Genomic DNA, 25598 nt, shown 5'->3' with positions numbered 1-25598 from the left:
CCCCCCCCATTACCGTTTTCGTAGCCCCGCAACGGGGCTTCCGGCCTTCGGAGTTGGCATGACTACCTCCCCTTGTCGAACGGATGGCCTGGGGGGTGGTGTCACCGGCTCCGAAGGCACTGACAGACCGCTGATTAGGGGCATGACCACCGGCCTTTTCGCAGGTCGGGAGGCTCTTCGTAATGTGGATGTGGCGATCAGTGCCGTGGCAGGGCCGGGTGAACAGCACCGAAGGATGCCCGACGTGATCGATACCAGCAGCATCGACGTCTACCTCGGCCTGGACGTCGGCAAGGGCGAACACCACGCCACCGCACTCACCCCGGCCGGCAAGAAGGCCTTCGACAAGCGGCTGCCCAACAGCGAACCCAGACTCCGCGAGGCCTTCACCAGGCTGCAGGCCAAGCACGGAACCGTCCTGGTCATCGTCGACCAGGTCGCCTCCATCGGCGCCCTGCCCCTGACCATCGCCCGCGACCTGGGCTGCCACGTCGCCTACCTGCCCGGCCTGACCATGCGGCGGATCGCCGATCTCTACCCCGGCGAGGCCAAGACCGACGCGAAAGACGCCTTCATCATCGCCGACGCGGCCCGGGCCATGCCGCACACCCTGCGCTCGGTCGACCTCGACGACGACACGATCGCCGAACTGCAGATGATCGTCGGCTTCGACGACGACCTCGCCGCCGAGGCCACCCGCCTGTCCAACCGGCTGCGAGGCCTGTTCACCCAGATACACCCGCACCTGGAACGGGTCCTGGGCCCACGCATGCAGCACCCGGCCGTGCTCAGGCTGCTGGACCAGTTCGGCTCACCCGCCCAGATCCGCAAGGCCGGACGCCGACGCCTGGTCACCCTGATCCGGCCCAAGGCACCCCGCATGGCCCAGCGCCTGATCGACGACGTCTTCACCGCGCTCGACGAACAGACCGTCGTCGTTCCCGGCACGGACGCCGCCGCACTGATCGTTCCCAGCCTCGCCAACTCACTCCAAGCGGTGCTTGACCAGCGCAAACTGCTGGCCCACCGGATCGAGGAACTGCTGGAGGCCCACCCTCTTTCCAAAGTCCTGATGTCCATGCCCGGCATCGGCATCAGGACCGGCGCCCGCATCCTCATCGACGTCGGCGACGGCACCAGTTTTCCCAGTGCCGCCCACCTCGCCGCCTACGCCGGCCTCGCCCCCGCAACCCGCAACTCCGGCTCCTCCATCCGCGGCGAACAACCCTCAAAACGAGGAAACAAGCAGCTCAAACGGGCCTTCTTCCTCTCCGCGTTCGCTGCCCTGGCCGACCCGGCCTCCCGCACCTACTACGACAAAAAGATCCGCCAGGGAAAGCACCACACCCAAGCCATCCTCTGCCTCGCCCGACGCCGAGCAGACGTCCTCTTCGCCATGCTCCGCGACGGGGGGACCTTCTACCAACCTCAGCCCACCCCAACCCCTTGACCAAATTCATAGGGGCACCCCCCCCGCGACCGCGCCCTCGGCGCCCACCGCCCAGAGGTCGCGACCAACAGGGCCTCGGCCGCAGGTGAGCCGCACGCGACGTAACTACCGCTGTCCTGCGGGGGGTTGTCCTGTCAGTGCGCCCTTATAGGGTCCGCCCCATGACAACAGAGCCGACCCAAGACCCGCGTCCCGTCTTCGTTCGGGCCCTTGATCAAGCCGGGAAGCAGGTTGCCGCGGTGCGTCCCGACGAGCTGAGTAACCGCACTCCCTGTGCCGACTACGACGTGCGCGCGCTCCTCGGGCATGTGGTCGCGGTGCTGCACAAGCTCACCCGTGTCGGCACCGGCGGCGATGCACGCGACCTTCCCCATGTGGTCGACGGCATCGCCGACGACGGCTGGGCCAGCGCGTTCACCCGGGCCCGTATGGAGGTCGAGCGGGTGTGGGCCGATGACGAGAAGCTCGACCGCATCGTCGAGCTGCCATGGGCCACACTGCCCGGCCGGGAGGCTCTTGAGGCATACACCCACGAGTTCACGGCTCACTCCTGGGACCTCGCACACGCAACCCGGCGGCTTGCCGAACTCGACCCTGACCTTGCCGCACAGGCACTCGAGGCGTTCAAGAGGTTCGCGCCGTCAGAGGGCCGCAGCGAGCAGGGCCCGTTCAGCCCGGTCGTACCGGTTCCGGACGATGCCGACCCCTACACCCGGCTGGCCGCCTACCTGGGACGCCGACCATAGGCAGCAGCACCTGTCCGCACGGACGGGCCTCGGGTGGGGGACGGCAGTCACCCGGACCTCACTCTGCCGCGGTCGGGGCGGAGTTCGGACGCATCCGGCTGCGGCCGTACTCCGCGAGCGTGCGGAAGGCGGCTTTCGGCTCCCACGGCAGACCCGGATACGCGGTGCCGGTGCGGCCGCCGTCGAGGATCTTGACCACGCCGAAGGATGCCTTGTCGAAGTCGCGGTCGTCGTCGGCGCCCGTGTGCGGGAGGTCGTAGCGGGCGAAGGTGTTCACGAAGGCCGCGTCGATGGTGGATTTGTCGAAGGTGGCGATGAGTTCACGCAGGTAGTTCGCTTGTTCCTGTTCGTCGCGTGCGACCGGGCTGGTGAACCGCGCCGGACGGGCGCGGTCGTCCCAGGCGATGACGGCATCTCCCCGGCCGCCGGCATCGGCGGACCCTCGGTAGGTGGTGCAGCCGAACTCCGTGACGGCGGCCGGTTTGCCGTGTGCGGTCAGCGCCCGCAAGCCGTCGGCGAGCTGGTCGGAGTTCTGGGCGTCGCGGTAGCCGGCGTCGGTGGCGATGATGTCGAAGGGCGCCCAGTCGACGCCCTCGAACGGCAGTGAGGCGTACCCGATCCGGCCGCCGAACAGGGGACGCACCGCAGCGACCGCCTTGCCAAGGAAGGCATTGACCTGGGCAGGGAGTCCGGGGAGAGCTGCCCGCAGCCGCTGCGGGTCGGTGAGGACGGCGGCACGTTCCTCGAACGTGTCGCCGGGGAGCATGCCGACGGTGAAGAGGGAGATCTCCGAGCCCGTGAGGAAGACGACCTCGGCGCCTCCACGGCGCAGCCGTTCGGCGCGTCGGGCGCTGTCGGTCAGGAAGTCGAGGAGTTCTCCGGGGGTGAGGCCGTTGGTGAACGGCGAGTACCAGACCTCCAGTTGGGCTTCAGTCGCGTGGCGTGCGGCGATTTCGAGCCGGTCGCGGTCGCCGCCGGTGATGCGTACGGCGTCACAGCGCAGCTCGTCGCGGATGATCTGCATCTCGCGGCGCACGATGGCGGGGTCGAAGGGTTCACGGGTGGTGGTTCCCGCGGTGGTGAAGCCGGTGTCGTAGGTGATGCCGAAGGTGCGCACGGTGATGCTCTCCTCGCGATCTAAGGTACTAGCCGTACCGTATGCCATGTTGAACGTACCTTAGATGCGGCAAGAAGTCGGCCGCGCGGGACCTTGGAAGGTACGATACGTACCGTAGATTCAGCTGTGTGGGGCGAGAGAGGGCGACCGGTGGCACAAGCCGGGAAGGAATCGCGGCAGGCCGTCGCGACGCGGCGACGCGGGGCCGAGCTGGAGGAGGCCATCCTGCGGGCGGCTGCCGAGGTGCTGAAGGAGTCCGGCGTCCCGGCCCTGACGATGGACGAGGTGGCCCGACGGGCCGGCACGAACAAGAACGCGCTGTACCGGCGTTGGCCCAACCGCGTCGCGCTCGGCGTGGCCGCGTACCGTCGGCTGGCCGAGGCGGAGACCGTGCAGCCGGACACCGGCTCACTGCGCGGCGACGCCCTGGAGATGCTGCGGCGTGCGAACAGCACCTGGTCATCACCGTACGGGGAGATCCTGCGCGGCCTGATCGCGGCGGCCGGCGGCACTCCGGAGCTCCTGGCCGAGCTGCGTGACCCGGGGGCGGACGGGGCGCAAGAGGCGGCCTGGCTGACTCTGCTCGGCCGGGCCGTGGCGCGAGGCGACGCCGCACCCGAGGCACTGCACCCCCGAGTCGCCCACGCACCCATGGCGCTGCTGCGCAACGAGTACGTGATGCTCGGCGTCCCTGCTGTGCCGGACGCCGTCCTCACCGAGATCGTCGACGAAGTCTTCCTGCCCCTGGTCCACGGCCGGAGCCCGCGCAGCGGCACGTCAGCCTTCCGCGGCCCGCGCCCGTCGTGATCCGCAGCGGGTCGGAGGCCGCGGAGCCGGATCACCGCCCCGCGCAGGGTGGAGCCCGGTGGAGTGGCTCTCGGGGTGTCTTCGCTCTTCTCCGGATGGGCGGCCCTGATGTTCCGTTGGTGCAGGTGCGCGGTTGGCGTGGGACCTGTACGGGCTGATGTGGGGGCCGATGGGGTCGGTGGCGGGCGTGAGCCCGGCCGCGAGGCCAGTGGCCGCCCGGGGCAGGCACTTATCCACCGCATGCCGACCACCCGGTCTGTTCCGTGGGCGGATCTCCTACTTGCTGCCGACGTGATAGGCCGTTCACTCGAACGGCGCATTCACAGTGGCGTGGCCTCCCTCCTGTTCCGCAGGTGCTGGGCTGGGGTACTGAGCAGTTCGGGCGGACCATGGGAGAAGGCGGACCCCAGCCGACGCGGCACCCACGGGCAAAAGGAGGGCTGAGGATGAGCGCGACTGGCGCTCGACGATCGCAGCCAGAACAGCGGAAGGCCGGCCCGGCCCCGCCCGGTGGCCTGATGGACCTGCTGCGTACTGCCGCAGTGGTCCTGGACGTCGAGGGCCGGATCATGCTGTGGAGTCCGCAGGCCGAGCAAATGTTCGGCTACACCGCGAGTGAAGCGCTGGGCCAGTACGCAGCTCGTCTCATGGTCCACGAACACGACCTGGACTTGGTCATCCAGTTGTTCGCCGACGTCATGGACAGCGGCGAGAGCTGGGCCGGAGCATTTCCCGTCCGGCACAAGAACGGCACGACCCGTCTGGTCGAGTTCCGCAACATGCGTCTGGAAGACGACCAGGGAGCCTTGTACGCCCTGGGCTTGGCCAGCGACCAGGCCACCTTGCGCACGGTGGAGCGCGACTTGGCCCTGTCCACCCGGCTCGTCTCGCAGTCCCCCATCGGGCTGGCCGTGCTGGACACCGACCTTCGCTACGTCACGGTCAACCCCGCCCTTGAGCGGATGAACGGCATCTCCGCTGAGGGACACCTCGGCCGCCGCTTCCGAGACGTCCTGCCCACCCTGGACGTCCACGCGGTCGAGACCGCTATGCGCCAGGTCCTTCACACCGGTACTCCGATCGTGGACCAGCCCAGCATCGGCCGTACTCCGGCAGACCCGGACAACGACCATGCCTGGTCCACGTCGTACTACCGGCTGGATGGCTCGGACGGGCACGTGCTGGGCATCGCCCTCTCGGTCGTGGACGCCACCGAACGTCACCAGGCAACGCTGGAAGCCGACCGGGCCCGGCACCGGCTGGCACTCATCGCCGATGCCTCCGTCCGCATCGGCACCACCCTCGACCTCTATCAGACCGCCCAGGAGCTCGCCGACTTCACCATCCCCGACTTCGCCGATGTCGCCGCAGTCGACATCCTCGACTCCCTGCTGGAAGGCAGTCCTTCGGCAGTGGGCCACGGCGGCCGTACGGTCTTCCGGGCGCTGGCCTTGACCGCCGCCGGGCCCAGCGAGGCCGCCGATGCGGCAGACCAGCCCGGCACCATCGCCGCCTATGGTCCGGACCGCCTGGTCACACAATGCGTGCGCACCGGCCGACCCGTCCTGATCCCGCACCTACAGGCCGACGACCTGCCGCGGATCGCCCGTGACCCCAAGGCGGCAACCCTCCTGCGCCACGCCGGAGTTCACTCCTACCTTGCCGTCCCGTTGATCGCCCGCGGAGAAGTGATCGGTGCCCTGGACCTCAAACGCACCCGCAACCCCAACCCCTTCGACCACGATGACGCCGTGCTGGCCGGAGAACTGGCCGTGCGCGCCGCCGTCAGCATCGACAACGCCCGCTGGTACCAGAGCGTCCGTAACACCGCCATCACCCTCCAACGCAGCCTGCTGCCGGATCATCCACCCCCTTTGGTGGGCCTGGAGGTGGCCTCCCGCTACCAGCCGGCAAGGTCCAGCCACGAAGTGGGCGGCGACTGGTTCGACGTCATCCCCCTCGCCCACGACAGGACCGCGCTGGTCGTAGGTGACGTGATGGGCCACGGCATCGACGCCGCCGCCACCATGGGACGCCTGCGCACCGCGACCTGCGCCTACGCCGAACTCGACCTGGACCCCGCACAAGTGCTCCACCACCTGGACAAGATCACCAGTGGACTGGAGCACTACATCGCCACCTGCACCTACGCCGTCTACGACCCCCACCGTCAGCGGTGCCACTTCGCCAACGCCGGACACGTACCCCCGGTCCTCATGCGCGACGGCAAGCCCGCACAGCTGATCGACATCCCCACCGGCGCGCCCCTGGGTGTCGGCGGCGTCCCCTTCCGCACCACCACCCTTGCCCTCGGCCCCGGCGACCGGCTCGTCCTCTACACCGACGGCCTCGTCGAAACCCGCGACGAGGACATCGACAGCCGCCTGCACGCCCTGCTCACCCACCTGGACGCCGCCCCCGACGCTGCACTCGAGGACACCTGCGACCGGCTTCTGAACGCCCTACGCCACCCCGGCGACCACGACGACGTCGCCCTGCTCATCGCCCGGGTCCAGGACGAGCACTGACGGAAAGGCATTGCTCACGCATGCCTCAGGCCGGGGTGTTTCGGCACTGCGCTGGGCGCTCGAGGGGCGGCCGTGTGACCGGCGAAAGGCGGTACTGAAGGCGAACGGGACCGGTATCCGACCATGCGTGCCACGCTGTCGACGTCACCCGGGGATCGCGCAGCAGATCGGCCGCGAAGCTCATGCGCAGGCCCGTGGGATACGTCAACGGGTGCTCGCGGGGCTCGCCCGCCAGGTCGGTGAAGCGGCGGCAGAGCGTCGCGCGGGGTACCCACGGTCAGATCCTGGTTCCGGCGGCCACGCCGTCCGGGGCGGGCACGGAGAGCAGGGCGGGCGGGGAAGAATCCAAGAGGTGCGCCGCCGACGTCTTCCTGACCTGGTACGCCCCGTCGACGATCACGGTCGAGGGGGCGTAGCCCTTGCCGAGGAGCCGCGGACCAACGCGGTGTCGCCGGGCGCCGGTTCCAGCAGCGGGGCGCCACCGGTGCTGAGCACGGCGGAGCCGGGCAGTACCGCGAGTACAACGTGAGGGGTGGCCGCGTCACTGGCCCATGCCCACGGGGGGACGCCCGCTGTCCGCCAAGACCAGAAGGGACGCCATCATGGTGCTCAGCAACAGCACCTCCGACGAAGGCGGCATGACATGGCCTATGGCTACATCGGCTCGATGAAGACCCAGCCCGGCAAGCGCGACGATGTGGTCGCCATCCTGCTCTCCGGAGTCGAGAGTCTGCGGGAGCTCGGTTGCCGAAGCTATGTGGTCGGTCTGGCCGCCGATGACCCGGACACGATCGTGGTCACGGAGATCTGGGAATCGAAGGACCACCACGACGCATCCCTGCGGTTGTCCGAGGTCAAGGAAGCGATCGTCGGCGCCATGCCCATGCTCACCGGCGAGTTCACCAGCCGTGAACTGACCGTCGTGGGCGGCCTCGGCGCCGGCGACTGATGAAGGGTCCGTCAGGGGACTGTCCGGCGCCGCTAGTTCTCTGGCGTCAGCACGATCCTGCCGAAGACCTCGCCCGCGCCCGGCGAACTGCTCGTTCCGCACGCTAGTCGTGACCGTGCGTGCGTGCGGGCGGGCCCGAACGACAGACTGAGAGCGCAGAGTTGACTTCCACGAACATGTACGGCCCGTCCGAGCCCGAGCCCCCATCCGAGACACCAGATGCCTCCGGCCCGGCCGGGGCGCAGGAGCGCCCGCCGTCCTGTCGGGACCTGGTCGGCCTGCTCGCCCAGAACGACCGGCGGTCGGCGTACGCGGCCCTGGCGCTCGGCGCCACGACCGTGGAGCAGGTCGTGGAGCGCACCGGGTTGCGCCCGGTGGCCGCGGCGATGGCACTCCAGAAGCTGGCGGAGGGAGGCGTCGCCCGCCACGACCCGGCGGAGGGCACGTATGTGCTCCTGGACGACGCCTTCCGCCTCGCCGTGCGTGAGGAGGTACGGCTGACCGGCCGGGGTGGCGGAGACGGTGCGGGCGCCTACTTCCGCAAGGGCCGACTGACCTCGATTCCCGGAAACGCGCAGGTGCGCAACCGGGTTCTGTCGGTCGTCGCGGACTCCTTCGAGAAAGGTGTCACCTATCCGGAGTCCAAAGTGAACGCCATCTGCGGAGGCTGGCTCGACGACTGGGTCAGCCTGCGCCGTGCGCTGGTCGACGAGGGGCTGCTGCGCCGGGACGCCGCCGCGCAATACGTGCGGGTCTGACCGAGGCCGCCGTCATGGCCGTCGTCCGCGCCGGTGAACCGCAGAAGCCGGCCGATGAGGTGGCCCCGTCCGTGCCAGGGAAGGGCCAGGAGGGGGGCGAGCCGTTGGGGGCGTTCTCGATGTTCTCCGCGGAGAAGCAGTTGGGGTAACAGGAGCTCAAATCGTCATGTCGGTGTGCGAGTTCAATACAACGTTTCTGCGGTGAACCTGTTCCTCCACTCGGCTGAGGCGCCTGCGGAGCGCCTGGTGAACGCGTCTGCAGGCGGTCAGCCTTCCGGTGTGATCAAGAATTTCGTACGCGGCCTCGCCGCGCTCAACCTGTCCCTGATCCCTCTCCTCGCCCCGGCACCGGCGCAGGCCACCGGCCCCACCGAGACCACCACGCTGGCCGACGCCGTGCACCGGATCCCGGTCGCCGGTGAACGCCGCGAGGGCTACACCCGCACCGGATTCCGGCACTGGAATGCAGGGGCGGTGAGGGACGATGGCTGCAACACCCATGCCGAGGTGCTCATCGCTGAGGCCACCGAGGCGCCGTCGATCGGTGCCGACTGCAAGATCAGCGGCGGCGAATGGCGGTCCTACTACGACGCCCAGGAGGTCGAGGACACCAAGGGTTTGGATGTCGACCACATGGTCCCGCTCGCCGAGGCCTGGGACTCCGGCGCCTCCGCCTGGAGCGAGGAGCGCCGCGAGGCCTACGCCAACGACCTAGACGCCCCGGCCTCATTGGTGGCCGTCACCGACCGCACCAAGAGGTCCAAGGCCGATCGGGACCCAGCTCAGTGGCTGCCGCCGCTGCCTTCCGCGCACTGCCGCTATGTCTCGGAGTGGGTGGCCACCAAGCTGCGCTGGGACCTGGCGGCCGACCCTGCCGAGTTGGATGCCGTCGCGGTCTTCGCCTCCGGCCAGTGCAAGGACACCGCCGTCATCTACACCGCCGCCCCGTAGGGGGTCGTGCCGTCACGCGACTCCGACTTCACGGGTGGCGGCCCACGAGCCAGCCCGAGAGAGCGACGGATGTCCTGGTGATGGATGGACGACTCCGTCGGTCAGCCCGATCCGGCCGCCGAATCCGGCGGTGAGTCCGCACGGACGCAGATGCTTGTTGACCCGAGCCTGAAGATGGTCGGCGATGGTCTCGGCGTATGCGGCGACGCCGACGGCATTGACCTTGTCGGGCAGGGACACGCCCCTCAGAAAGCGACCGACAAGCCGCGATGACGACAGCGCTGGCGGACATCACACTGCCTCCGACCTACCCGTCGGCTGGTGCCTGGGCCTGGGCCTGGGCTACGTGGCCGTTCTGGATGGTCGCGGCGGCGTGGTGGAGTTCGCTGAGGACTGTCCGCACGGCTCGTCGTGCGGCGCGTTCGGGGCGGTGCAGCACATCGATGTGCCGCCGTGCGTGCACGCCGCTGAGAGGCCTGAGGGTCAGCGCGGGGTGCGGACGCGTGGTCCAGCGGGGCATCAGGGCCAGGCCTCCTCCGGCGGCCACCGCTTCGGCGACAACGGCGAATTCGTTGATGCGGTGGACGATGTCGAGCCGCCGGTTCGCGGCGGTGGCGATGGCGTCGATGGTGGCCATGAGCGGGAAGCCGTCGTGCACGGTGATCCAGGGTTGATCAGCGACATCTCGTGGGGTGAGGCGCCTTTTGGCCGCCAGGGGGTGGTGGGCCGGCAGGGCGATGTCGAGAGGTTCGCGCAGCAGCGTGCTGGCGGTGACCGTGCCCGGCCACGGGGGAGCGTGGGCGAGATGGTGGGCCAGCACGAGGTCGTAGTCCCGGGTCAGGAGCGGGAAGTGGTCCTGCGCGACGTCCTCGTCGGCGAGCGAGAGTCGAGGTTGGCCGGGGATGGTCCGGCCGTGCAGCAGCAAGGGGAAGAAGGCCGCGGCCGCGCTGTGGAAAGCAGCCACCGATACGTCCGAGTCCGGCTGGTCGACGAACTCCTCGATGGTGTGCCGTGCCCGAGCCAGCGCGGTCTCCACTTCGATGGCCGCACCGGCGAGGGCCTGGCCGGCGTCGGTGAGCACCAGCCGCCGTCCGTCGCGTTCGGTGAGCGGGACGGGGATCGAGCGTTGCAGCAGCCGCAGCTGCTGGGAGATCGCCGAGGGAGTCATCATCAGTGCCTCGGCGGTCGCGGTGACGCTGCCCAACTCGCCCAGCTCCCGCAAGATCTGCAGCTGCCGTTCATTCATCATCACAGTGTAGTGATGCTTCAGCATTGCTGAAGGATCACGTCCTTGGCTTCAGAGTGGAAGCAGTGCAGCTTAAGGAGGTGTTCTACGCCCGCCGCACTGACGCAGTGCTCCTCCTTGTCGCCATCGTCTGGGGCTCCAGCTACCTGGCCGCGAAGACCGCCACCTACGCCCTGCCGGTCTTGGTGGTGCTCTTCGCGCGGTACGCGATCTCCGCGATCGCCTGTCTGGCCCTTGTCGCCGCCCGCCGCGGGCCGAAGCGCTACACGCGAGACGAGGTGCGCATCGGGTGCCTTCTGGGGGTAACCCAGGCTGCTGTCCTGGTTCTTGAGACGTACGGCGTCGCGCACACCAGCGCGGCCAACGCCGGCCTGATCATCAGCCTCACCATCGTGCTCACCCCGCTGCTGGACCGCACCGCGGGCCACGGCCGACTGCCCCCGCGCTTCTTCGCAGCCACGGGCGTGTGCCTGCTGGCCGTCACGCTGCTCATGTCCGGCAGCGGCTTCCATGCTCCTCGGACCGGTGACCTGCTGATGCTGGCCGCCGCGGTGGTGCGCGCGGTGCACGTCGTGCTCGTGGGGCGGCTCACCAAGGGCCGCGTCGTACGACCATTGCAGCTGACGGCTGTTCAGACAGTGGTCGGATCGGCGCTGTTCGTCGTGCCAGCCTCAAGCGGCCTGTCGAAGCTGACTGAGGTCGATGGCGCGGTCTGGGGCCAGCTCGTCTACCTGGCCCTGTTCTGCAGCGTGTTCGCCTTCCTCGCCCAGACTTGGGCGGTACAGAACAGCTCCGCAAGCCGGGCCAGTCTGCTCCTTGGCACCGAACCGGTCTGGGCCGTCGCGGTCGGCATCGGCCTCGGCGGCGAGAAGTTCACCACCCTGGCCGGGCTCGGGGCGGCGCTCATGGTCACCGGCACGTACTGGGGCCAGAGCATCGAGCGCACCCACCGCACCACCGACGACGAAGAGCGCTCATGCCGGACAGCAACGACGCCCACCAGCATCTGATCACGGGGACGAAGTCGGCTGTCGGGCAGCCGCGCGAGTCCGGGAGCGCCGCCGTGCCCCCGAACAACTCGCGCAGCCCCACCCGCAGCAGGACGATCAGCCGGGCGCGAACGCTCTCGTGCTCAAGCGGCGCAACGCGGTCTCGGGAGACCCTGGCCCCTTACAAGCCATGCCGCTGCGGGCCGACGCGGGCGGTGATGGTCCTCGTCGCTGTGGCCTTCGCTGACTTCTTGGTGGTCGGGGGAGAGCGGGGGAGCCCTTCGGTGTAGGTCTCGTCGCCGTGCTGTGCGCGTGGCGCATTCTGGGGTGATCAGGCAGATGGTGCGGACGCCAACTGCCGGACAGGTTCGCTTGGTTGCATCCTCCCAGATCGGGCCACCGGGCAGGTGCGTGAGACGATCGGGAAGAGACCACAAGGAGAGGAATTTCATGGGGGACAAGGGTCGACTGCATGCCAGTGCGGAACTGGCGGGGGTGCTGGAGCGGATCGACGCGCTCGGCGGCATGCTCGATGAACGGGCCGATGCCGCCGAGGAGTTGGGGAGACTGCCAGAGGAGACGGCGCAGGCACTGCTGGACACGGGGATCGTACGGGCCGAGCTCCCGCTGAGCCTCGGCGGCTACGAGTTCGCCCCGCGGCAGCTGATCGAGGCGGCGGAGCGGGTGAGCTACCACGACGCCTCGGCCGGGTGGACGATGTTCGCGCTGCAGATGATGACCGGGACCACCGCGGCGTACCTCGCCGGGGACGCGGCGGCCGAACTGTTCCCGGACGTGCCCAACGGGAAGTACGCGCTGCTCTCCGGGCACGGCACGCGCCCCGGGCGGGCCGTCGCCGTGGAGGGCGGCTTCCGGGTCAGCGGCCAGTGGCAGTTCGCCTCCGGGATGGCGCACGCCACCCACATCCACAGCGCGATCCAGGTTGAGGACACCGGTGAGCTGCGGGTCCTCGCGATGCCGAAGTCGCAGGTGACCCTGGACGGCAACTGGGACGTGCTCGGGCTGCGCGCGACACACAGCATCGACTACCACTGCACCGATGTATACGTCCCGCACGAGTACACCTACGTCGCGACCACGCACACCCCGGTCAACGGCGGCGCCGTGTACGGCCTCGGCCTGGTCAACATGTCCGCGATCGGGCACACCGGCTGGGCCCTCGGCGTCGGTCGGCGGCTCCTGGACGAACTGAAGCGGGTCGCCGCGGCGCGGGCTGGTTCGCGGGGCGCCGCGGTCGACACCTCCCAGTTCCACGCCGAGTACGCGACGGCGGAAGCCAGCCTTCGGGCAGCCCGAGCCTGGGTGAACGACGTATGGCAGGACGTCGAACAGGCCCTGGACCAGGGTGAGTTGCCCAGCGTGGAGCAGGAGACGCTGATCCGTCTCGTCCTGAACCACACAACCTCGACCGTGTGCGACGTGGGCCGCACCGTACACCGCTGGGCCGGCTCGGCGGCAATCCGCCGCGGCCCGGTCGACCGCTTCCTGCGCGACCTCGGGACGGGCGCGCAGCACATAACGTCGAGCCCGGTCGTGCTCCAGAACTGCGGCAAGTGGCTGAGCGGTGCCCAGCCGAACGCCCGGTGGAGCTTCCTCGACCTGACCTGACCTGACCTGGCCTGACCGGATCTGACCATCCGGGGCCGACGAGCGGGGGCCCGACCACCGGGGGCTGGCCCCACCAGGATCCGGCCCCCGTTACCGCCATGCCGTTCAGGTGAGGAGCCGGACAGCAGGGCAGCCGGGCTCACGACTGAGCGCAGCAACGGGCTGGCTCATGCAGACTGCCGGCTCGCTCTCGGATACGAGACCCATCCGCACCGCTCCGAACCGCTCCTAAGCGGGCACCTGGTCGTCAGGCTGGCTTCGCTTTCAATGCATGGGTACCCAGATCGCAACTCTTGCTGAGGTCGTCGAAGTCGGCGGGCGTCAGATGCTTCCTGGCGGAGCCTCGGCGGCTGTTGTCGAGCTGTGCGCACGCGTCGGCCAGCCACTGCCGGGAAGGATCGACTCCGATGAATGCGGCGAGGCGGGTGAGCTCCTTGTGAGGAGCGTCCAGGAGGTCCTCGTATCCGAGTGTCATGCGCTGGTCGGCGGGCAGCCCGTCCAGGAACCGCGAGCCTTGGATGACGAGTTCGGACCACAGGGCGCCGAAACGGCGCAGGGGAAACTCCCGGTCTCGTACGAGGGCGGGGTCGAAGTGCTCGTCGAGCAGGGGTGCCAATTCTGGAGGCAGGGAGCGCACGTCCTCGGCCGTCAGGTTGCCGAAGTTCTCGACGCCCGTCCGTTCCCTGATCTCGCGCATCAGGGTGATCACGCGGTACCCGGGGTGGCGGCTCATGGACAGGGCGCAGTCGGGTCCATCACGAAAGAGGTGCACGAACTTCGCGTAGGGAAAGGCAGCTTGGAGCCCTGGGGCCCACCCCGTCGAATAGCCGGAGCGCTCCACGACGGCGTCGCGCCCCAGCCGTGTGCCGAGGAACTCGAAGAGCGCTTCGTGGTGTTCAGCGGCGGGACGGTCAGGCCAGCAGAGGACCGCTGCGTGAATTTCATCCAGCAGCGCGTCGGGGTCTTCGGTGAGGTGGGGCAGCACCATGAGGGAGAGCGCGGGGATGCCCGTGCTCCGTGCCGTGTACCGACCCGGCCGCCGCGTGTAGAGAAACTCCGGCATCAAGAGCCCGCTGCGGATCATGCTCGCGAAGTATGGGGTGGGCCGGAAGAGGGTTTCCCAGAACTCCCTTCCTGATACCCGGCCTTCAGGGAAGGCGGCGTCACCGACGGAGGCCATGTACTCGTTGAGGCTGAGTACGTCGGGGTGCGCGTTGAGGATGCGGGACAGCGCAGTGGAGCCGCTGCGGCCAGTCCCGATGACGAAGGTCAGGCTGCGCAAGGTTGCTCTCCGTGGGCCAGGGGCGGGTTCTCTCCGGGGCTTTGTGCACGTCAGCATATTCACGCCGAGAGCGCCGGGTGGCGGCGATGCAGCCGCCCTCGTGTACAGCTTGACCATCTGTCCCTTCGCCGCCGGGCAGGGTGGGAAGCGGCCTGCCCGCGCTGGTGCCCTTACCGAGTCGGCACTGGCTGATGGCGCGCGCGAGTTACACGGTGGCGGCCTTGTGGCGAACTTGGGGCACTTGGGGCGCTTGGCGCGCTTGGCGTGGTGAAAGGGTGGCAGGCGCCGCTCGTGGTGGTCGCGGCTCCCCGGCCAGGGAACCGGTGGCAGTGGCCCGCACCCGACCTCAAGACCTTGCGGAACAACACGACGAAGCGGACAGGCCGTTGCATCGTCGCGTGCCTCGCCCTGGAGGGACAAGTGAACAATGATCTTGTGCTCAACTTTGGGTACCCGCCTTCCTCCCTGCCGCCTCGTCGGGAGCGGCGACGCACCAGGAGGAGCTACGACTACGACGGGAGTGCCGCACCCGGGGGAGCGTCGTCGGTCTCCGGGTCCTGCGGCGGGTCGCTGAGCTGCTCGCGCAGATAGTTCCAGAACACCGCGATCAGGGCGGCCGCCGGTACCGCGAGCAGGCTGCCCACGACGCCGGCCAGGCTTGCGCCCAGTGTGACCGCCAGCAGGATCACCGCCGCATGCAGTCCCAGCCCTCGGCTTTGGATGATCGGCTGGAACACGTTGCCCTCGAGTTGCTGCACCACGACGATGATCGCCAGCACGATCAGCGCGTCTGTCGGACCGTTGAAGACCAACGCGATGAGCACCGCTACGAAACCGGCGAACAGGGCACCTACGATCGGCACGAACGCGGATACGAAGGTCAGTACCGCTAGCGGGAGTACGAGGGGCACCCCCAGGATCCACAGACCCAGACCGATGAACACCGCGTCGAGCAGGCCGACGAGGGCCTGGGAACGTACGAACGCGCCCAGCGTGTCCCAGCTGCGTGCCGCCACGATCGGGATGTCGTTGGCGAGCCGGCCGGGGAGCTGGCGGGCGAGCCAGGGAAGGAACCGCGGGCCGTCCTTGAGGAAGAAGAACATCAGGAAGAGCGCCAGGACGGCAGTGACCACACCGTTCACCACGGTGCTCACTCCTGTGAAGAGAGTGGTGACCATGCTGCCGACGCTGTCCTTGATTTGGGCGGTCGCCGAGTCGACTCCGCCTGAGATCTGGGCGTCATCGATGCTCAAGGGAGGACCGGCGGCCCACTCGCGCAATTTCTCGATGCCTTCGGCCACGCCGTCGGCCAGCTCGCCGGACTGAGACGCCACCGGCACCGCGATCAGCGCCACGATGCCCGCAGCGACCAGAAGGAACAGCACTGTCACCACCGAGGCGGCCAAGGCGGGGGGCCATCCGCGCCGGCGCAGGAAGCTGGCGAGAGGCCAGGTCAGTGTGGTGAGCAAGAGGCCCACTATGAGCGGCCAGACGACCGACCACATCCGCCCCAGGAGCCAGAGGGCCGCCGCAGTGGCCACGAGAACCAGCAGCAACTCGACAGAGACCCGTGCCGATCGGCGGAGCGCGGCGGCGGTTTTTGTGGAGCTCAGCGTGGCAGGCATGGGGCACACCCTATTGATGCTTCAGTCGCACTTCGGCACTGCAGTCGGCCGGGAGCAGTCTTTCGGCGACTTCGGCGGCGAGGTTGGCCGACCGGCACTCGAAAGGGCCCCGCAGCTCGCGGCCTTGGGGTGAAGGGATATGCACCTAGGGTGCATATCTGGGAGTGTTCACGCCGGCTGGGGCGCCGAAATGGTGGCCAACAACCTGGAACACATGGGCCTGACCTGACCTGACGACTCGTGAGGCGCGCTACGTGAAGGGATTCTCTGGCACGACCACGACCACGACCACGACCACGACCACGGCCGCCGCCGCGGCTGCGCTGCGGCTGCGGGATGACCGTGGTGGCCTGCCTGCCCGCACCCCCCTACGCCTCACTGCTCCGCACTTGGCCGAGGACACTGAGTTTGTCGCCGGTGTGGTCCCCGTCGCCGACCACTTCGGTCTGGCTGTAGCCCAAGAGGCCCCCGCACCGGGCTCACCCCGCTCAGGCCAGCAGGACATCCTCGCCCGCCGTCACGGGGACCACTTGCTTGGCCGAGGGGGCCTTGGCCTTCACCGGGGTCCCGAACTCCGACAGTGTCATCGTCGTCACGGCCTTCATGCCGCCGAAGTAGGACAGCCGGGCCTGGACGGCGCGCCCTTTCCCGTCGACCCACACGTCCGCGTAGACGGGCATGTCGTCACCCAGCTTCTTGCGCAGGTCGTCCAGCCCTTGTTTCGTCTTCGTCGTCATCCGGAGCGTCGCGGTTGCGTGGTCGATCGTGCCCCGGTAGTGCACCGCAGGGGCGCCGTTCACCTGCTCCTTGCCCTCGTTCGACACCTGTCGCATCGCCTTCATCTGGCGGAGCAGGTGCTCTGGGTCGTTCAGCGGCGCCCGCAGGAAATAGCGGGTCAGGGCCTCGCTCCGGACGGCCGACGCCCACTTGCCCCCGCCCACCGCCCGCGAGCCCCGCACATAGACGGTGTCGTCGACGAAGACCTCCTCGACGGGGTCCATGCCGCTGTCCTCAAGCTCCACCGTGAGCCGGCCCTTGTCGTCGGCCAGATCGAAGGCGCCTTCGATCGTGAACACGTATGTCGTTGGGCTCTCGGCGGACCGCAGCTCGATCTTCTCGTCCACACGGGCGCTGTCCGCGCTGGTCCTCTCGATCGCGGCGCGCACGGCCGCCCCGTGATCCACGGCCTTCTTCGTACTCTCCTCCGAGTCACGCTCTGCACCGCCGGAACAGGCGGTGCAGAGCAGGAGGACAGCGGCGGAGAGGAGTTGGGCGCGGCGCATGGACTCTCCGGGGAATCGTTACTGAGGCAGGGTAGAGCCCGACAGGGCCTGTAGATCATCGCACGAAACCGGTGACAGGACCTGAGAGTTACGGCCTTGATGCCCGGTCCCTCAATCTCTTCCCTATGGCCTATGGGCTATGGGCTGAGTTGCTTGCGTTCGGAGTCGTCGCCGGTGGCGGGCAACCGGTCCCCTGAGCCAAGTGGACGTTCAGGAGCGAGAGGTGAGTCGTTCGGTGCAGGGGCCGGGGTGAGGCGGCCGGGCTCAGCGGGGCTTTTCCCATGGCCGTCGCAGGCAAGGCCGACGGCGGCCTTGAGGAGGAGGCGGAGTTGGGTGTGGGCCGCGATGACGAGACAGATCCAGCGGGCGCCGGCTTCGGAGGTGCCTCTGCGTAGCTCAAGTCTCGTGCTCGGGGCCGCTGCACGCACCCGGGTCGGACCGGTAGGGCATCCGTTCTGCGGCACCATGGGTTTCAGCGGCGGCGACGCCTTAGCGTGCTGGAGAGGCGTGCCGGGGCAGTCGCTGCTCGGCAGGTGAAGGAGTGGGACGTGCAGGAAATTTCGATCATCGAGGCGCCGTCCGTGCTCGGACTGTGGCCGTCCGGCGTGCAGGATCTACCGGCGGCTCTGCTCGACGCCGGTCTGTCGGCCCACCCCGGAGTGGCTCAAGCCGGCCGGGTCGAACCGTCGGCGTACAACGCCACGCGGGACCCCGATACGGGGATCCTCAACCCCGCTGGCATCGCGCGGTACTCCGTCCGGTTGGCCGACGCGGTCGGCGACGTCCTCGACGCCGGACGCTTTCCTGTAGTCCTCGGCGGCGACTGCAGCATCCTGCTCGGCAACCTCCTGGCCTTGCGCCGCCGAGGACGCTACGGCCTGTTGTTCCTCGACGGCCACACGGACTTCTACCAGCCGTCGGCAGATCCGGCGGGCGAGGCGGCCTCGATGGAACTCGCCCTGGCCACGGGCCGCGGCCCCCAGCTGCTCACCGACCTCGAAGGGCGTGGACCCCTGCTCAGGGACGAAGACGTCGTCGCCTTCGGTTTCCGCGACTCCGCAGAGTCCGCCAAGGACGGGATGCAGTCTCTGCCCCCGCAGCTGCACGCGATGAGCCTCGACGATGTGCGTGCGGCAGGCGCCCCGGCGGCAGCGCGCTACGCGGTCGACCGGCTCACCGGTGACGCAAGTGCCGGGTACTGGGTCCACCTTGATGTCGATGTCCTGGATGACGCGATCATGCCTGCCGTCGACTACCGCCTCCCCGGAGGGTTGACCTGGTCAGAACTGGAGGGCGTGCTGCGGACGGCACTGGCCGGCAAACGAGCCGTCGGCTTGGATGTCACCATCTTCAACCCCCGCCGTGATCCCGACGGGAGGATCGCAGCCCGCCTCACCGAGTGCCTGCGCCGAGGGCTGTCAGGGCGGACCGACCACAGAACCCGGCCCTGACCCGGCGGACATCAGGGGCTTGCTGCCCGACCGGGGCCAGCGTGCCCAACCCTGAAGGGTCGCTTTGAAACAGCCCGGAGCGTACTGCGGCTTGAGTGCAGGAAGTGCAAGCCGCAGCCGCGAGATGGGCGGGCGTGCGGCCCAGCAGCCTCACTGGGATCGACAGATGTGTGCGGATACTCGCCGGATGCGGGCGATCGGTTAACAGGTACTCGGTGCAGGCGTGCAAGGAAGCGCGCAGCGCCGCCTACCGGGGTGCAAGGAACGATCCGCGCAGACGAGCCAGTCCGCGGCCGGTGGCCGGACCTGCTCGCAGCGAATGCGCTCAGCCTTGCGCCGCGCCTGGGCCGTTCCACCGCCGGCTCGTGATCTGGGACGCGTACGGGGTGGGAGCCGGGTGCCGGGCTCCCACCCCGTAGGCGTGCGCTATGACCAGCGGCGTAGTGCTCCTCGTGCCGGGAGCGTGACGGCGAGCAGCGTCAGCCCGCCGGCGGCGGCTGCGAAGGAGCCGTACACGAGCGGGGGGACGTACGGCAGCTGGCCGGTCATGCCCTGCATCATCGGGATGAGCGTGGCCGCGGCGATCGCGGAGCCGAGGATGACGCCCGCGGCCGAGACCAGCAGGCCTTCCCAGCGGAGCATCTGCATGACCTGGCGCCGGGTGGAGCCGACGAGGCGCAGGGTGCCGAGCTCGAGGCGGCGGTCGAGAACGGTCATCACCAGGGTGTTGAGGGCGGCGATGGCGGCGAAGCCGCCGAGGACCGCGGCCATGGTGTTGTTCATCCAGGCGCCGGTTTTGGCGTCGAGGCTTCGCTGGGTGGCGTAGCCGGAGGCGTCGGTGACCGTGCCGAGGGCGGACAGTGACTCCTGCGAGCCGCCGCTTACGAGCAGCGTGGTGTCGAAGCCTGAGGTGGTGTGTCCGTCCAGGGACGCGCGGTCCATGGTCACCGTCGCGAGACCGAGGCCGCGGCCGTAGATCGCGGTGATCTCAGGGCTGGCCTTGGTGCCGTCGGGGAGGTTGAGCGGGAGCCGGTCGCCGACGCCTACGTCGGCCGTGCTCGCCAGCGTTTTGTCGATGGCGATACGGTCGGTGCCTATCCGGTCGAGGCTTCCTTCGGTCACGTCCAGGTCCTGCACCTTCGCGAGCTCGGCGCCTGAGCCGGTGATGCCCTGGGTCGCCGCGCCCTGCAGCGCCTTGAATTCGCCGGATCCGGTGGGCACCAGAACTTGCGCGTTCAGCACGCCGACTGCCGCGTCCACGCCCGGCATCCGGGCTGCGCGCTGCGCCGTGTCGGCCGGGAGCCCGGCCGGGTCGGTGACGACGTGGTCTGCGGTGATGCCCGCGCGCAGTTGGGTGTCGGCGACGTGGCGTTCGCTCGTATTCATGAAGACGAGCGTCGAGGCGAATGCTATGGCCAGCACGATCGGGGTGATCGCGGAGGCGAGGCGGCGGGAGTTGGTACGGGAGTTGGCGGCCGCAAGCGAAGCGGCAGGCCCCGCACCACGCAGCGGCAGGCCGAAGAGGCCCGCGCACAGCCTGGCCACCAGCGGGCCGAGCAGTCCGACGGCGAGCATGAAGCACATGACGACGCCGAGGGCGGCACCGGCAGCGTTGTCACCGGTGGAGCCGGCGGCGACTCCGGTGAGCGTCGCGCCGCCGACCAGGGCGACCAGGCCGAGTCCGGTACGGATCACGCCAGGCCGCAGTCGCTCCACGGATGCTTCCGACAGTGCTTGCCCAGGCTTGATCTTCGCGGGTCGGCGCCCGGCGATCCAGCCGGCGGCCAGCGCGGTGAGCAGTCCGGTGCCGATGGCAATGAGGAGGGGGACGCCCGAGACGTGTACCTGGGCGGCTTCGGGTATCGCGCCGCGGTCCTGCAGCTGTCCGAACCACCAGTGTGCGAGTCCGATGCCGGGCAGGATGCCGAGGATCCCGGCGAGTGGGGCGACGAGCAGGGCTTCGGAGGCGACTGCACGGCGGATCTGCCGTGGGGTGGCGCCGATGGCGCGCAGCAGCGCGTATTCGCGGGCCCGCTGGGAGACCGACAGCGCGACGGTTCCGGCCGCGGTGAAGACGGCGACGATGGCGGCGATACCCCCGAAGGGGCCGCCGATTCCGAAGAGCGTGTCCTTGGCGTAGGCGAGGCCCGGGTCCTCGACGGCGCCGCGGTCGTCGCCGGTGTGCACCTGGGCACCGGAGCCGGCCAGGGCCTGCTCTACCGAGTCGGCGAGGGTGTCGGCACGCGTGCCGTCCTGGGCCAGTACGGCGATGGCGTCCGCCTTGCCGGGGTGGCCGGCGAGGGCGGGGGCCTGGGTGTCGGCGAACCAGGCAATCGCGCCTGTGGCGCCGGTGGTTCGGGCGGTGTCCGCGGGTGCGGCCTTGGCGATGCCCGCGACGCGGAAGTCTCGCTGCCCGGCGGCGGTCTGCAGCGCGACGGTGTCGCCGACGGCGGCCTTCGCGGCGCGTGCCGTGCCGGAGTCGAGCACGACCTCGCCCGCGCCTGGCGCGGAGCCATGGGTCAGCGTAGTGCCGGTGAAGACATGCGAGCCCCAGCCGTGCGCGGTGAGCGCACCCCCCTGAACGGGCAGTTCATCCGTCGTCCGCACCGGGAACGTGAAGTCGGGCACCGCCGTCGATGCGCCCGGCGCCGTGGCGGCCTTGGCCGCCAGCCCGGCGTCGACCCGTGCGGTGTCCGGCAACGGCACCGCTTCCTTCTCGCGGTCCTCGCCGCTGCCCGTCACGACGTACTTGTACTGGTCGGCTGCCGCGACGACCGGTGCCTTCGCGTATCGCTCCGCCGGCACCGATGCGCGCAGCCCGGTCTCCAGCAGGATGCCGCAGGCCGAGACGATCAGCGCCGACATCAGCAGCGCGACAAAGGTCCCCGCGAAGGACGCGGGCTTGAAGCGGACGGCAGCTCGGGCCAGGCCATTGGGACGCTTCACGCCGCCACCCCCGCCAGCGCGCCTGCGTGGGCGTGACGGGTGCTGAGCGCGGTCATGCGCGCCGCGATCTGCTGCGCCGTACCGCCGTCGAGCTGGTCGGCGAAGGCGCCGTCGGCGAGGAACAGCACACGGTCCGCCCATGCGGCCGCGGCCGGGTCGTGCGTGACCATCACAACAGTGGCGCCCAGCTGGTCGACGGCGTGCCGGAGCAGGCCGAGGACCTCCGAGGCGGTGCCGGTGTCCAGGGCGCCGGTGGGCTCGTCGGCGAAGACCACGTCCGGGCTGGTCACCAGCGCGCGGGCGATGGCGACACGCTGCTGCTGGCCCCCGGAGAGCTCACCCGGCCGGCGGCGCGCCTTGTCGGCGAGCCCGACCCGGCCCAGCACCTCGGCGGCACGACGGCTGTCCTGCCGCTGCCCGGCCAGGCGCATCGGCAGCAGCACATTCTGCTCCACGGTCAGCGATGGCAGCAGATTGAACGCCTGGAAGACAAAGCCGAGTCGACTGCGGCGCAGCTCGGTGAGCTCGTTCTCGCTCATGCCGGTGATCTCCGTGCCACCCAGGCGCACCGATCCCCCCGACGGCCGGTCGAGCCCGGCCGCGCACTGCAGGAACGTGGACTTGCCGGACCCGGACGGCCCCATCACGGCCGTGAAGGTGCCCAGTGGCAACGCCAGGTCGACACCCGCCAGGGCGTGCACGACGCCCGCGCGGCGGCCGTACTGCCGCCGGACACCGCGCATCTCGACGGCGAGACCGGAGTCACCCGTGACCTGCGGTGCCTCGTCCGCCTTCTGTCGCTTACCGCTGCGTAGCCTCATCTTCCGCCCCTTCGCGATCTCTCGTGCTGACGGGATGGAGTGTGCGGGGGCGGCTGCGTGCCGGGCGTCATACCCGGGAGCCAATGTGGACCCCCTACCGCGGTAGGGGGTGGCGGAGGCACCTACGGGTGGAGGAATCTGCGGGCGGAGGCACTTGCGGCCCCGGGGAGGGATAGTCCTAGTCACCCGGGGCGACCAGCCCCGATTCGTACGCGAAGACCACCGCCTGGGCGCGGTCGCGCAGGTCGAGCTTGGTCAGGACACGGCTCACGTGCGTCTTGACCGTCTGCTCGGCCAGGACCAGCGTCTCGGCGATCTCCGTGTTGGACCGGCCGCGGGCCACCAGGGTGAGGACCTCGGATTCGCGTTGGGTCAGGGCCTTGAGCCGCATCGCTGGCTTGCCGCGGGCGGCGGGACGCTGGCGGGCGAAGTCCGCGATGAGGCGGCGCGTCACGGAGGGGGCGAGGAGTGCATCGCCCGAGGCCACGATGCGTACCGCCGCGATGAGGTCGGCAGGCGGCGCGTCCTTCAGCAGGAAGCCGCTTGCGCCCGCGCGCAGCGCCTCGTACACATAGTCGTCGACGTCGAAGGTGGTGAGCATCATCACGCGCGGCCGGTGCGTCACGCCCTGCGGGGGCGCGAGGAGGCGGCGCGCCGCCTCCAGGCCGTCCATCTTGGGCATGCGGACGTCCATCAGCACGACGTCGGGATGGGTGCGTCGACTCAGATCGAGGCCCTGCGCACCGTCGGGGGCCTCGCCCACCACGTCGATGTCGCTCTGGGCGGCCAGGAGAGCGGCGAAGCCGGCCCGCACCATGGCCTGGTCGTCGACGATGATGACTCGGATCGTCATGGTGTCCCTTCGCTGTCGTTGTCCGTCGTCGGCAGCCGCGCCGCTACCCGGAAGCCGCCGTCCGGCAGCGGCCCGGTGTCCAGCACGCCGCCCACCAGCCGCACCCGCTCGCGCATACCGACCAGACCGTGCCCGGTCCCGCGGTCCTCGAGCGGGGCGGAGTGCGGTTCGGGCGGCGGCCCGTTGACGACGACGATGGTGAGCCCCTCTCCGTCCTGCGACACCGACACCTGCGTGGGAGCACCGGGCGCGTGCCGCACGACGTTCGCGAGCGCCTCCTGGACGATGCGGTACGCGGAGAGGCCCACCGCCTCGGACGCGGCGGCGTCACAGGGGGTGAACTCCACCGCCCCGCCGGCCCTCGCTGTCGCTTCCACCAGCTGCGCGATCTGTGTCAGACCCGGCTGGGGTGCGAGCTCGCCGTGCGTCTCCTCGTTGCGCAGGACGCCGAGGAGTCGTCGCATCTCGCCGAGCGACTCGCGTGCGGTCGCCGCGATGGAGGTGAACTCCTCCCGGACGTTCGGCGGCAGCCCGTCGAGGCGGTAGGCCGCGGTGTCCGCCTGCACCGTGATGACGGACATGTGGTGCGCCACCACGTCGTGCAGTTCGCGTGCGATGCGGGTGCGTTCCTCCAGCAGCGTCCGCCGACCGCGCTCGGCCTCGCTGATCGTCTCCTGCTCCGCCAGCCTGCGCTGCGCCACGTACCGCTCGCGGAGCGCACCGCCGAGCACGAGTGTGATGCCGCTGAGGATGGTGAGCAGTAGTTCCCTGCTGCTCGCGCCGTTGGGTGCGAAAAAGACCAGGCCGAGGTTCGCCCCCGCCGTGGCAAGCCACACCAGCAGCAGCTTGCGGCGCGGCTCCCGCAGGCCGAGGGCCAGGCAGAGGCCGACATAACCGACGATTTCCATGGGCGGGAACGGCCATAGGCGCTGGTCGCCGATGTCGACAGTGAGCAGGGCAAGCGCCCCGACCACGTCCGCGGCGAAGACCACGTACCAGGCCTGCAGCGGGCGGATGACCGCGAGCAGCAACGGTGCTGACTGTGCAACAGCCAGTGCGCTCGCGACCGCGCCGTTGAGGCCGTAGTCGACGGTGAGCACTTGGATGGTGGTGGGCAGCAGAGCGACGCACAGTACGAACGCCAGGCACCACGGCAGCAGCCGGACCCACGGACGCGACGCCCCCGCGAGCAGCGCGTGCGGGGACTCCTTCTCCGCTGACCTCATCGTCCCCAGCCCGTGCGCCGGTTGACGGTGTGTGGAGACCCGCCGCGGTCAGGCGGGCTCGACGCAACCGCAGTCATCGTTTCCGGCTGCGGAACAGGGAAAACGGGCCCTGATCCGACGCTCGTAATGACACGCGGCCGCATTCCGCCACGGCCGGGGGCTGGGGCAGGGGCTCTCCCGGTACGCCCCGGGGGAGCCAGAGTCGCGGCCATGGACGTCCTTTCGGTCATTGCCGGGAAGCACAGAGGGCCTACGTGTTGCGCTCCCGCACTACCACTGGCCCAACGGCCGATCAGGGGCGAACGGCTCCGGGTCGTGCGGCAGACACGGCTTGCCGGACAAGGCTGGTGTACGAGGGCGCCACACACCGGCAATCTACACTACACTGTGCAGTGTAGATTGGGTTAGGGTGCTCTCATGCCGACGACGAAGACGCCGACCACGAAGACATTGCGCGAGGGGTCCGCGCGAAAGCGGGCCGCCATTCTCTCGGCGGCCCGGGAACTGTTTCTCGCCGACGGGTTCGACCGGTCCAGCGTCGATGCGATCGCCGCTCGTGCGGAGGTGTCCAAGCGGACGGTCTACGACTACTTCGGCGACAAGCAGACGCTGCTGCAAGCGGTCGTCGACTCCGTGGGCCAGTCGATGATCACCACGATCCGGCGCACCCTGGACGAGACCCTCACCGGCCTCTCCGAGGGCGCCGAACTGGAGGACGCCCTGGTCACGTTCTCGATGCGCATCGCGACCGACATGCTCGGCTCGGCGGAGTACGCGACGCTGCAACGACTGGTCCGGGCGGAATCCGGCAATCTGCCGCGGCCCGGCTACAACTCCATGGCCGATGCCCCCGACGAGGCCATCGCCGAGCGGTTCGCCGTCTTTGCCGCGGCAGGGCTGCTCGAGGTCCCCGACCCTCGGCTCGCGGCCGACCAGTTCCT

At 69.5% G+C, this 25598-nt stretch carries 23 protein-coding genes; 14 read left to right on the top strand and 9 right to left on the bottom strand.

What is annotated here, in order from left to right:
• The first annotated feature begins 235 nt into the window (after positions 1-235).
• Together AC5P1C_RS41450 and AC5P1C_RS41445 are read left to right on the top strand one after the other, a co-directional pair.
• A complete protein-coding gene (locus AC5P1C_RS41450; protein ID WP_493871175.1) occupies positions 236-1450 on the top strand; it encodes an IS110 family RNA-guided transposase in 1215 nt (404 codons plus the stop codon).
• A 161-nt stretch (positions 1451-1611) separates the two neighbouring features.
• Positions 1612-2196 (top strand): TIGR03086 family metal-binding protein, encoded by a 585-nt coding sequence (locus tag AC5P1C_RS41445; protein ID WP_493871174.1) that lies wholly within the window; start codon positions 1612-1614, stop codon positions 2194-2196.
• A gap of 58 nt (positions 2197-2254) precedes the next feature.
• On the opposite strand, the gene AC5P1C_RS41440 is transcribed toward AC5P1C_RS41445, so the two are convergent.
• Positions 2255-3313, bottom strand: coding sequence for a glycoside hydrolase family 113 protein (locus tag AC5P1C_RS41440; protein WP_493871173.1), 1059 nt, complete (start codon positions 3311-3313; stop codon positions 2255-2257).
• A 150-nt stretch (positions 3314-3463) separates the two neighbouring features.
• On the opposite strand from AC5P1C_RS41440, the gene AC5P1C_RS41435 reads away from it, so the two are divergent.
• From AC5P1C_RS41435 to AC5P1C_RS41400, 8 genes are all read left to right on the top strand, one after another.
• The gene (locus AC5P1C_RS41435) at positions 3464-4120 is read left to right on the top strand and encodes a TetR/AcrR family transcriptional regulator (RefSeq protein WP_493871172.1); all 657 of its coding nucleotides are present in this window, start codon (positions 3464-3466) and stop codon (positions 4118-4120) included.
• A gap of 446 nt (positions 4121-4566) precedes the next feature.
• The gene (locus AC5P1C_RS41430) at positions 4567-6648 is read left to right on the top strand and encodes a SpoIIE family protein phosphatase (RefSeq protein WP_493871171.1); all 2082 of its coding nucleotides are present in this window, start codon (positions 4567-4569) and stop codon (positions 6646-6648) included.
• A gap of 182 nt (positions 6649-6830) precedes the next feature.
• Positions 6831-7064 carry a hypothetical protein gene (locus tag AC5P1C_RS41425; protein WP_493871170.1) on the top strand — a complete coding sequence of 78 codons (234 nt, stop codon included), beginning with the start codon at positions 6831-6833 and terminating at the stop codon, positions 7062-7064.
• Between the two features lie 227 nt (positions 7065-7291).
• A complete protein-coding gene (locus AC5P1C_RS41420) occupies positions 7292-7597 on the top strand; it encodes a putative quinol monooxygenase (protein ID WP_493871169.1) in 306 nt (101 codons plus the stop codon).
• Between the two features lie 176 nt (positions 7598-7773).
• On the top strand, positions 7774-8355 hold the full coding sequence (locus tag AC5P1C_RS41415) for a DUF2087 domain-containing protein (protein ID WP_493871176.1): 582 nt from the start codon (positions 7774-7776) through the stop codon (positions 8353-8355).
• 14 nt (positions 8356-8369) lie between these two features.
• Positions 8370-8504, top strand: coding sequence for a hypothetical protein (locus AC5P1C_RS41410; RefSeq protein WP_493871168.1), 135 nt, complete (start codon positions 8370-8372; stop codon positions 8502-8504).
• A 130-nt stretch (positions 8505-8634) separates the two neighbouring features.
• The gene (locus tag AC5P1C_RS41405; RefSeq protein ID WP_493871167.1) at positions 8635-9306 is read left to right on the top strand and encodes an HNH endonuclease family protein; all 672 of its coding nucleotides are present in this window, start codon (positions 8635-8637) and stop codon (positions 9304-9306) included.
• Between the two features lie 84 nt (positions 9307-9390).
• A complete protein-coding gene (locus tag AC5P1C_RS41400) occupies positions 9391-9579 on the top strand; it encodes a hypothetical protein (protein WP_493871166.1) in 189 nt (62 codons plus the stop codon).
• A gap of 34 nt (positions 9580-9613) precedes the next feature.
• On the opposite strand, the gene AC5P1C_RS41395 is transcribed toward AC5P1C_RS41400, so the two are convergent.
• A complete protein-coding gene (locus AC5P1C_RS41395; protein ID WP_493871165.1) occupies positions 9614-10552 on the bottom strand; it encodes a LysR family transcriptional regulator in 939 nt (312 codons plus the stop codon).
• Between the two features lie 65 nt (positions 10553-10617).
• Between AC5P1C_RS41395 and AC5P1C_RS41390 the strand changes: the two genes are divergently transcribed.
• Both AC5P1C_RS41390 and AC5P1C_RS41385 read left to right on the top strand, forming a co-directional pair.
• On the top strand, positions 10618-11562 hold the full coding sequence (locus AC5P1C_RS41390; protein WP_493871164.1) for a DMT family transporter: 945 nt from the start codon (positions 10618-10620) through the stop codon (positions 11560-11562).
• Between the two features lie 429 nt (positions 11563-11991).
• A complete protein-coding gene (locus AC5P1C_RS41385) occupies positions 11992-13170 on the top strand; it encodes an acyl-CoA dehydrogenase family protein (protein ID WP_493871163.1) in 1179 nt (392 codons plus the stop codon).
• A 247-nt stretch (positions 13171-13417) separates the two neighbouring features.
• Here AC5P1C_RS41385 and AC5P1C_RS41380 read toward each other — a convergent pair whose 3' ends face one another.
• The 3 genes from AC5P1C_RS41380 to AC5P1C_RS41370 form a co-directional block, all read right to left on the bottom strand.
• Complete coding sequence (locus AC5P1C_RS41380) at positions 13418-14452, bottom strand: sulfotransferase (protein WP_493871162.1); 1035 nt, start codon at positions 14450-14452, stop codon at positions 13418-13420.
• 509 nt (positions 14453-14961) lie between these two features.
• On the bottom strand, positions 14962-16077 hold the full coding sequence (locus tag AC5P1C_RS41375) for an AI-2E family transporter (RefSeq protein WP_493871161.1): 1116 nt from the start codon (positions 16075-16077) through the stop codon (positions 14962-14964).
• Positions 16078-16565: 488 nt separating this feature from the next.
• Entirely contained in the window at positions 16566-17360 is a 795-nt protein-coding gene (locus AC5P1C_RS41370; RefSeq protein WP_493871160.1) for an SCO4651 family lipoprotein, read from the bottom strand.
• Between the two features lie 548 nt (positions 17361-17908).
• Between AC5P1C_RS41370 and AC5P1C_RS41365 the strand changes: the two genes are divergently transcribed.
• Positions 17909-18811: an arginase family protein gene (locus tag AC5P1C_RS41365; protein WP_493871159.1), complete on the top strand. Its 903-nt coding sequence runs from the start codon at positions 17909-17911 to the stop codon at positions 18809-18811.
• 426 nt (positions 18812-19237) lie between these two features.
• On the opposite strand, the gene AC5P1C_RS41360 is transcribed toward AC5P1C_RS41365, so the two are convergent.
• The 4 genes from AC5P1C_RS41360 to AC5P1C_RS41345 all read right to left on the bottom strand — a co-directional run bounded on the left by AC5P1C_RS41360 (position 19238) and on the right by AC5P1C_RS41345 (position 24657).
• Entirely contained in the window at positions 19238-21757 is a 2520-nt protein-coding gene (locus AC5P1C_RS41360; RefSeq protein ID WP_493871158.1) for an FtsX-like permease family protein, read from the bottom strand.
• Entirely contained in the window at positions 21754-22578 is an 825-nt protein-coding gene (locus AC5P1C_RS41355; protein WP_493871157.1) for an ABC transporter ATP-binding protein, read from the bottom strand. Before AC5P1C_RS41355 ends, AC5P1C_RS41360 begins: the two co-directional genes overlap by 4 nt.
• 178 nt (positions 22579-22756) lie before the next feature.
• Positions 22757-23431, bottom strand: a complete 675-nt coding sequence (locus AC5P1C_RS41350) for a response regulator (protein ID WP_493871156.1) — start codon at positions 23429-23431, stop codon at positions 22757-22759.
• Complete coding sequence (locus AC5P1C_RS41345; protein ID WP_493871155.1) at positions 23428-24657, bottom strand: sensor histidine kinase; 1230 nt, start codon at positions 24655-24657, stop codon at positions 23428-23430. The genes AC5P1C_RS41350 and AC5P1C_RS41345 overlap by 4 nt, the downstream gene beginning before the upstream one ends.
• Before the next feature lie 417 nt (positions 24658-25074).
• Between AC5P1C_RS41345 and AC5P1C_RS41340 the strand changes: the two genes are divergently transcribed.
• Positions 25075-25598 (top strand): TetR/AcrR family transcriptional regulator (locus AC5P1C_RS41340; RefSeq protein WP_493871154.1); only part of this gene is annotated, 524 nt, incomplete at its 3' end.

This window comes from Streptomyces sp. A18, assembly GCF_059026065.1.
This window is presented reverse-complemented; position numbering and strand designations above follow the sequence as displayed.

What these genes read in the sequence shown, in the direction of transcription:
- AC5P1C_RS41450 (WP_493871175.1), top strand. Translation starts at nt 236, where the DNA reads ATGCCCGACGTGATCGATACCAGCAGCATCGACGTCTACCTCGGCCTG.
- AC5P1C_RS41445 (WP_493871174.1), top strand. Translation starts at nt 1,612, where the DNA reads ATGACAACAGAGCCGACCCAAGACCCGCGTCCCGTCTTCGTTCGGGCC.
- AC5P1C_RS41430 (WP_493871171.1), top strand. Translation starts at nt 4,567, where the DNA reads ATGAGCGCGACTGGCGCTCGACGATCGCAGCCAGAACAGCGGAAGGCC.
- AC5P1C_RS41425 (WP_493871170.1), top strand. Translation starts at nt 6,831, where the DNA reads ATGCGCAGGCCCGTGGGATACGTCAACGGGTGCTCGCGGGGCTCGCCC.
- AC5P1C_RS41420 (WP_493871169.1), top strand. Translation starts at nt 7,292, where the DNA reads ATGGCCTATGGCTACATCGGCTCGATGAAGACCCAGCCCGGCAAGCGC.
- AC5P1C_RS41415 (WP_493871176.1), top strand. Translation starts at nt 7,774, where the DNA reads ATGTACGGCCCGTCCGAGCCCGAGCCCCCATCCGAGACACCAGATGCC.
- AC5P1C_RS41410 (WP_493871168.1), top strand. Translation starts at nt 8,370, where the DNA reads ATGGCCGTCGTCCGCGCCGGTGAACCGCAGAAGCCGGCCGATGAGGTG.
- AC5P1C_RS41400 (WP_493871166.1), top strand. Translation starts at nt 9,391, where the DNA reads ATGGACGACTCCGTCGGTCAGCCCGATCCGGCCGCCGAATCCGGCGGT.
- AC5P1C_RS41395 (WP_493871165.1), bottom strand. Translation starts at nt 10,552, where the DNA reads ATGAATGAACGGCAGCTGCAGATCTTGCGGGAGCTGGGCGAGTTGGGC.
- AC5P1C_RS41385 (WP_493871163.1), top strand. Translation starts at nt 11,992, where the DNA reads ATGGGGGACAAGGGTCGACTGCATGCCAGTGCGGAACTGGCGGGGGTG.
- AC5P1C_RS41375 (WP_493871161.1), bottom strand. Translation starts at nt 16,077, where the DNA reads ATGCCTGCCACGCTGAGCTCCACAAAAACCGCCGCCGCGCTCCGCCGA.
- AC5P1C_RS41370 (WP_493871160.1), bottom strand. Translation starts at nt 17,360, where the DNA reads ATGCGCCGCGCCCAACTCCTCTCCGCCGCTGTCCTCCTGCTCTGCACC.
- AC5P1C_RS41355 (WP_493871157.1), bottom strand. Translation starts at nt 22,578, where the DNA reads ATGAGGCTACGCAGCGGTAAGCGACAGAAGGCGGACGAGGCACCGCAG.
- AC5P1C_RS41350 (WP_493871156.1), bottom strand. Translation starts at nt 23,431, where the DNA reads ATGACGATCCGAGTCATCATCGTCGACGACCAGGCCATGGTGCGGGCC.
- AC5P1C_RS41345 (WP_493871155.1), bottom strand. Translation starts at nt 24,657, where the DNA reads ATGAGGTCAGCGGAGAAGGAGTCCCCGCACGCGCTGCTCGCGGGGGCG.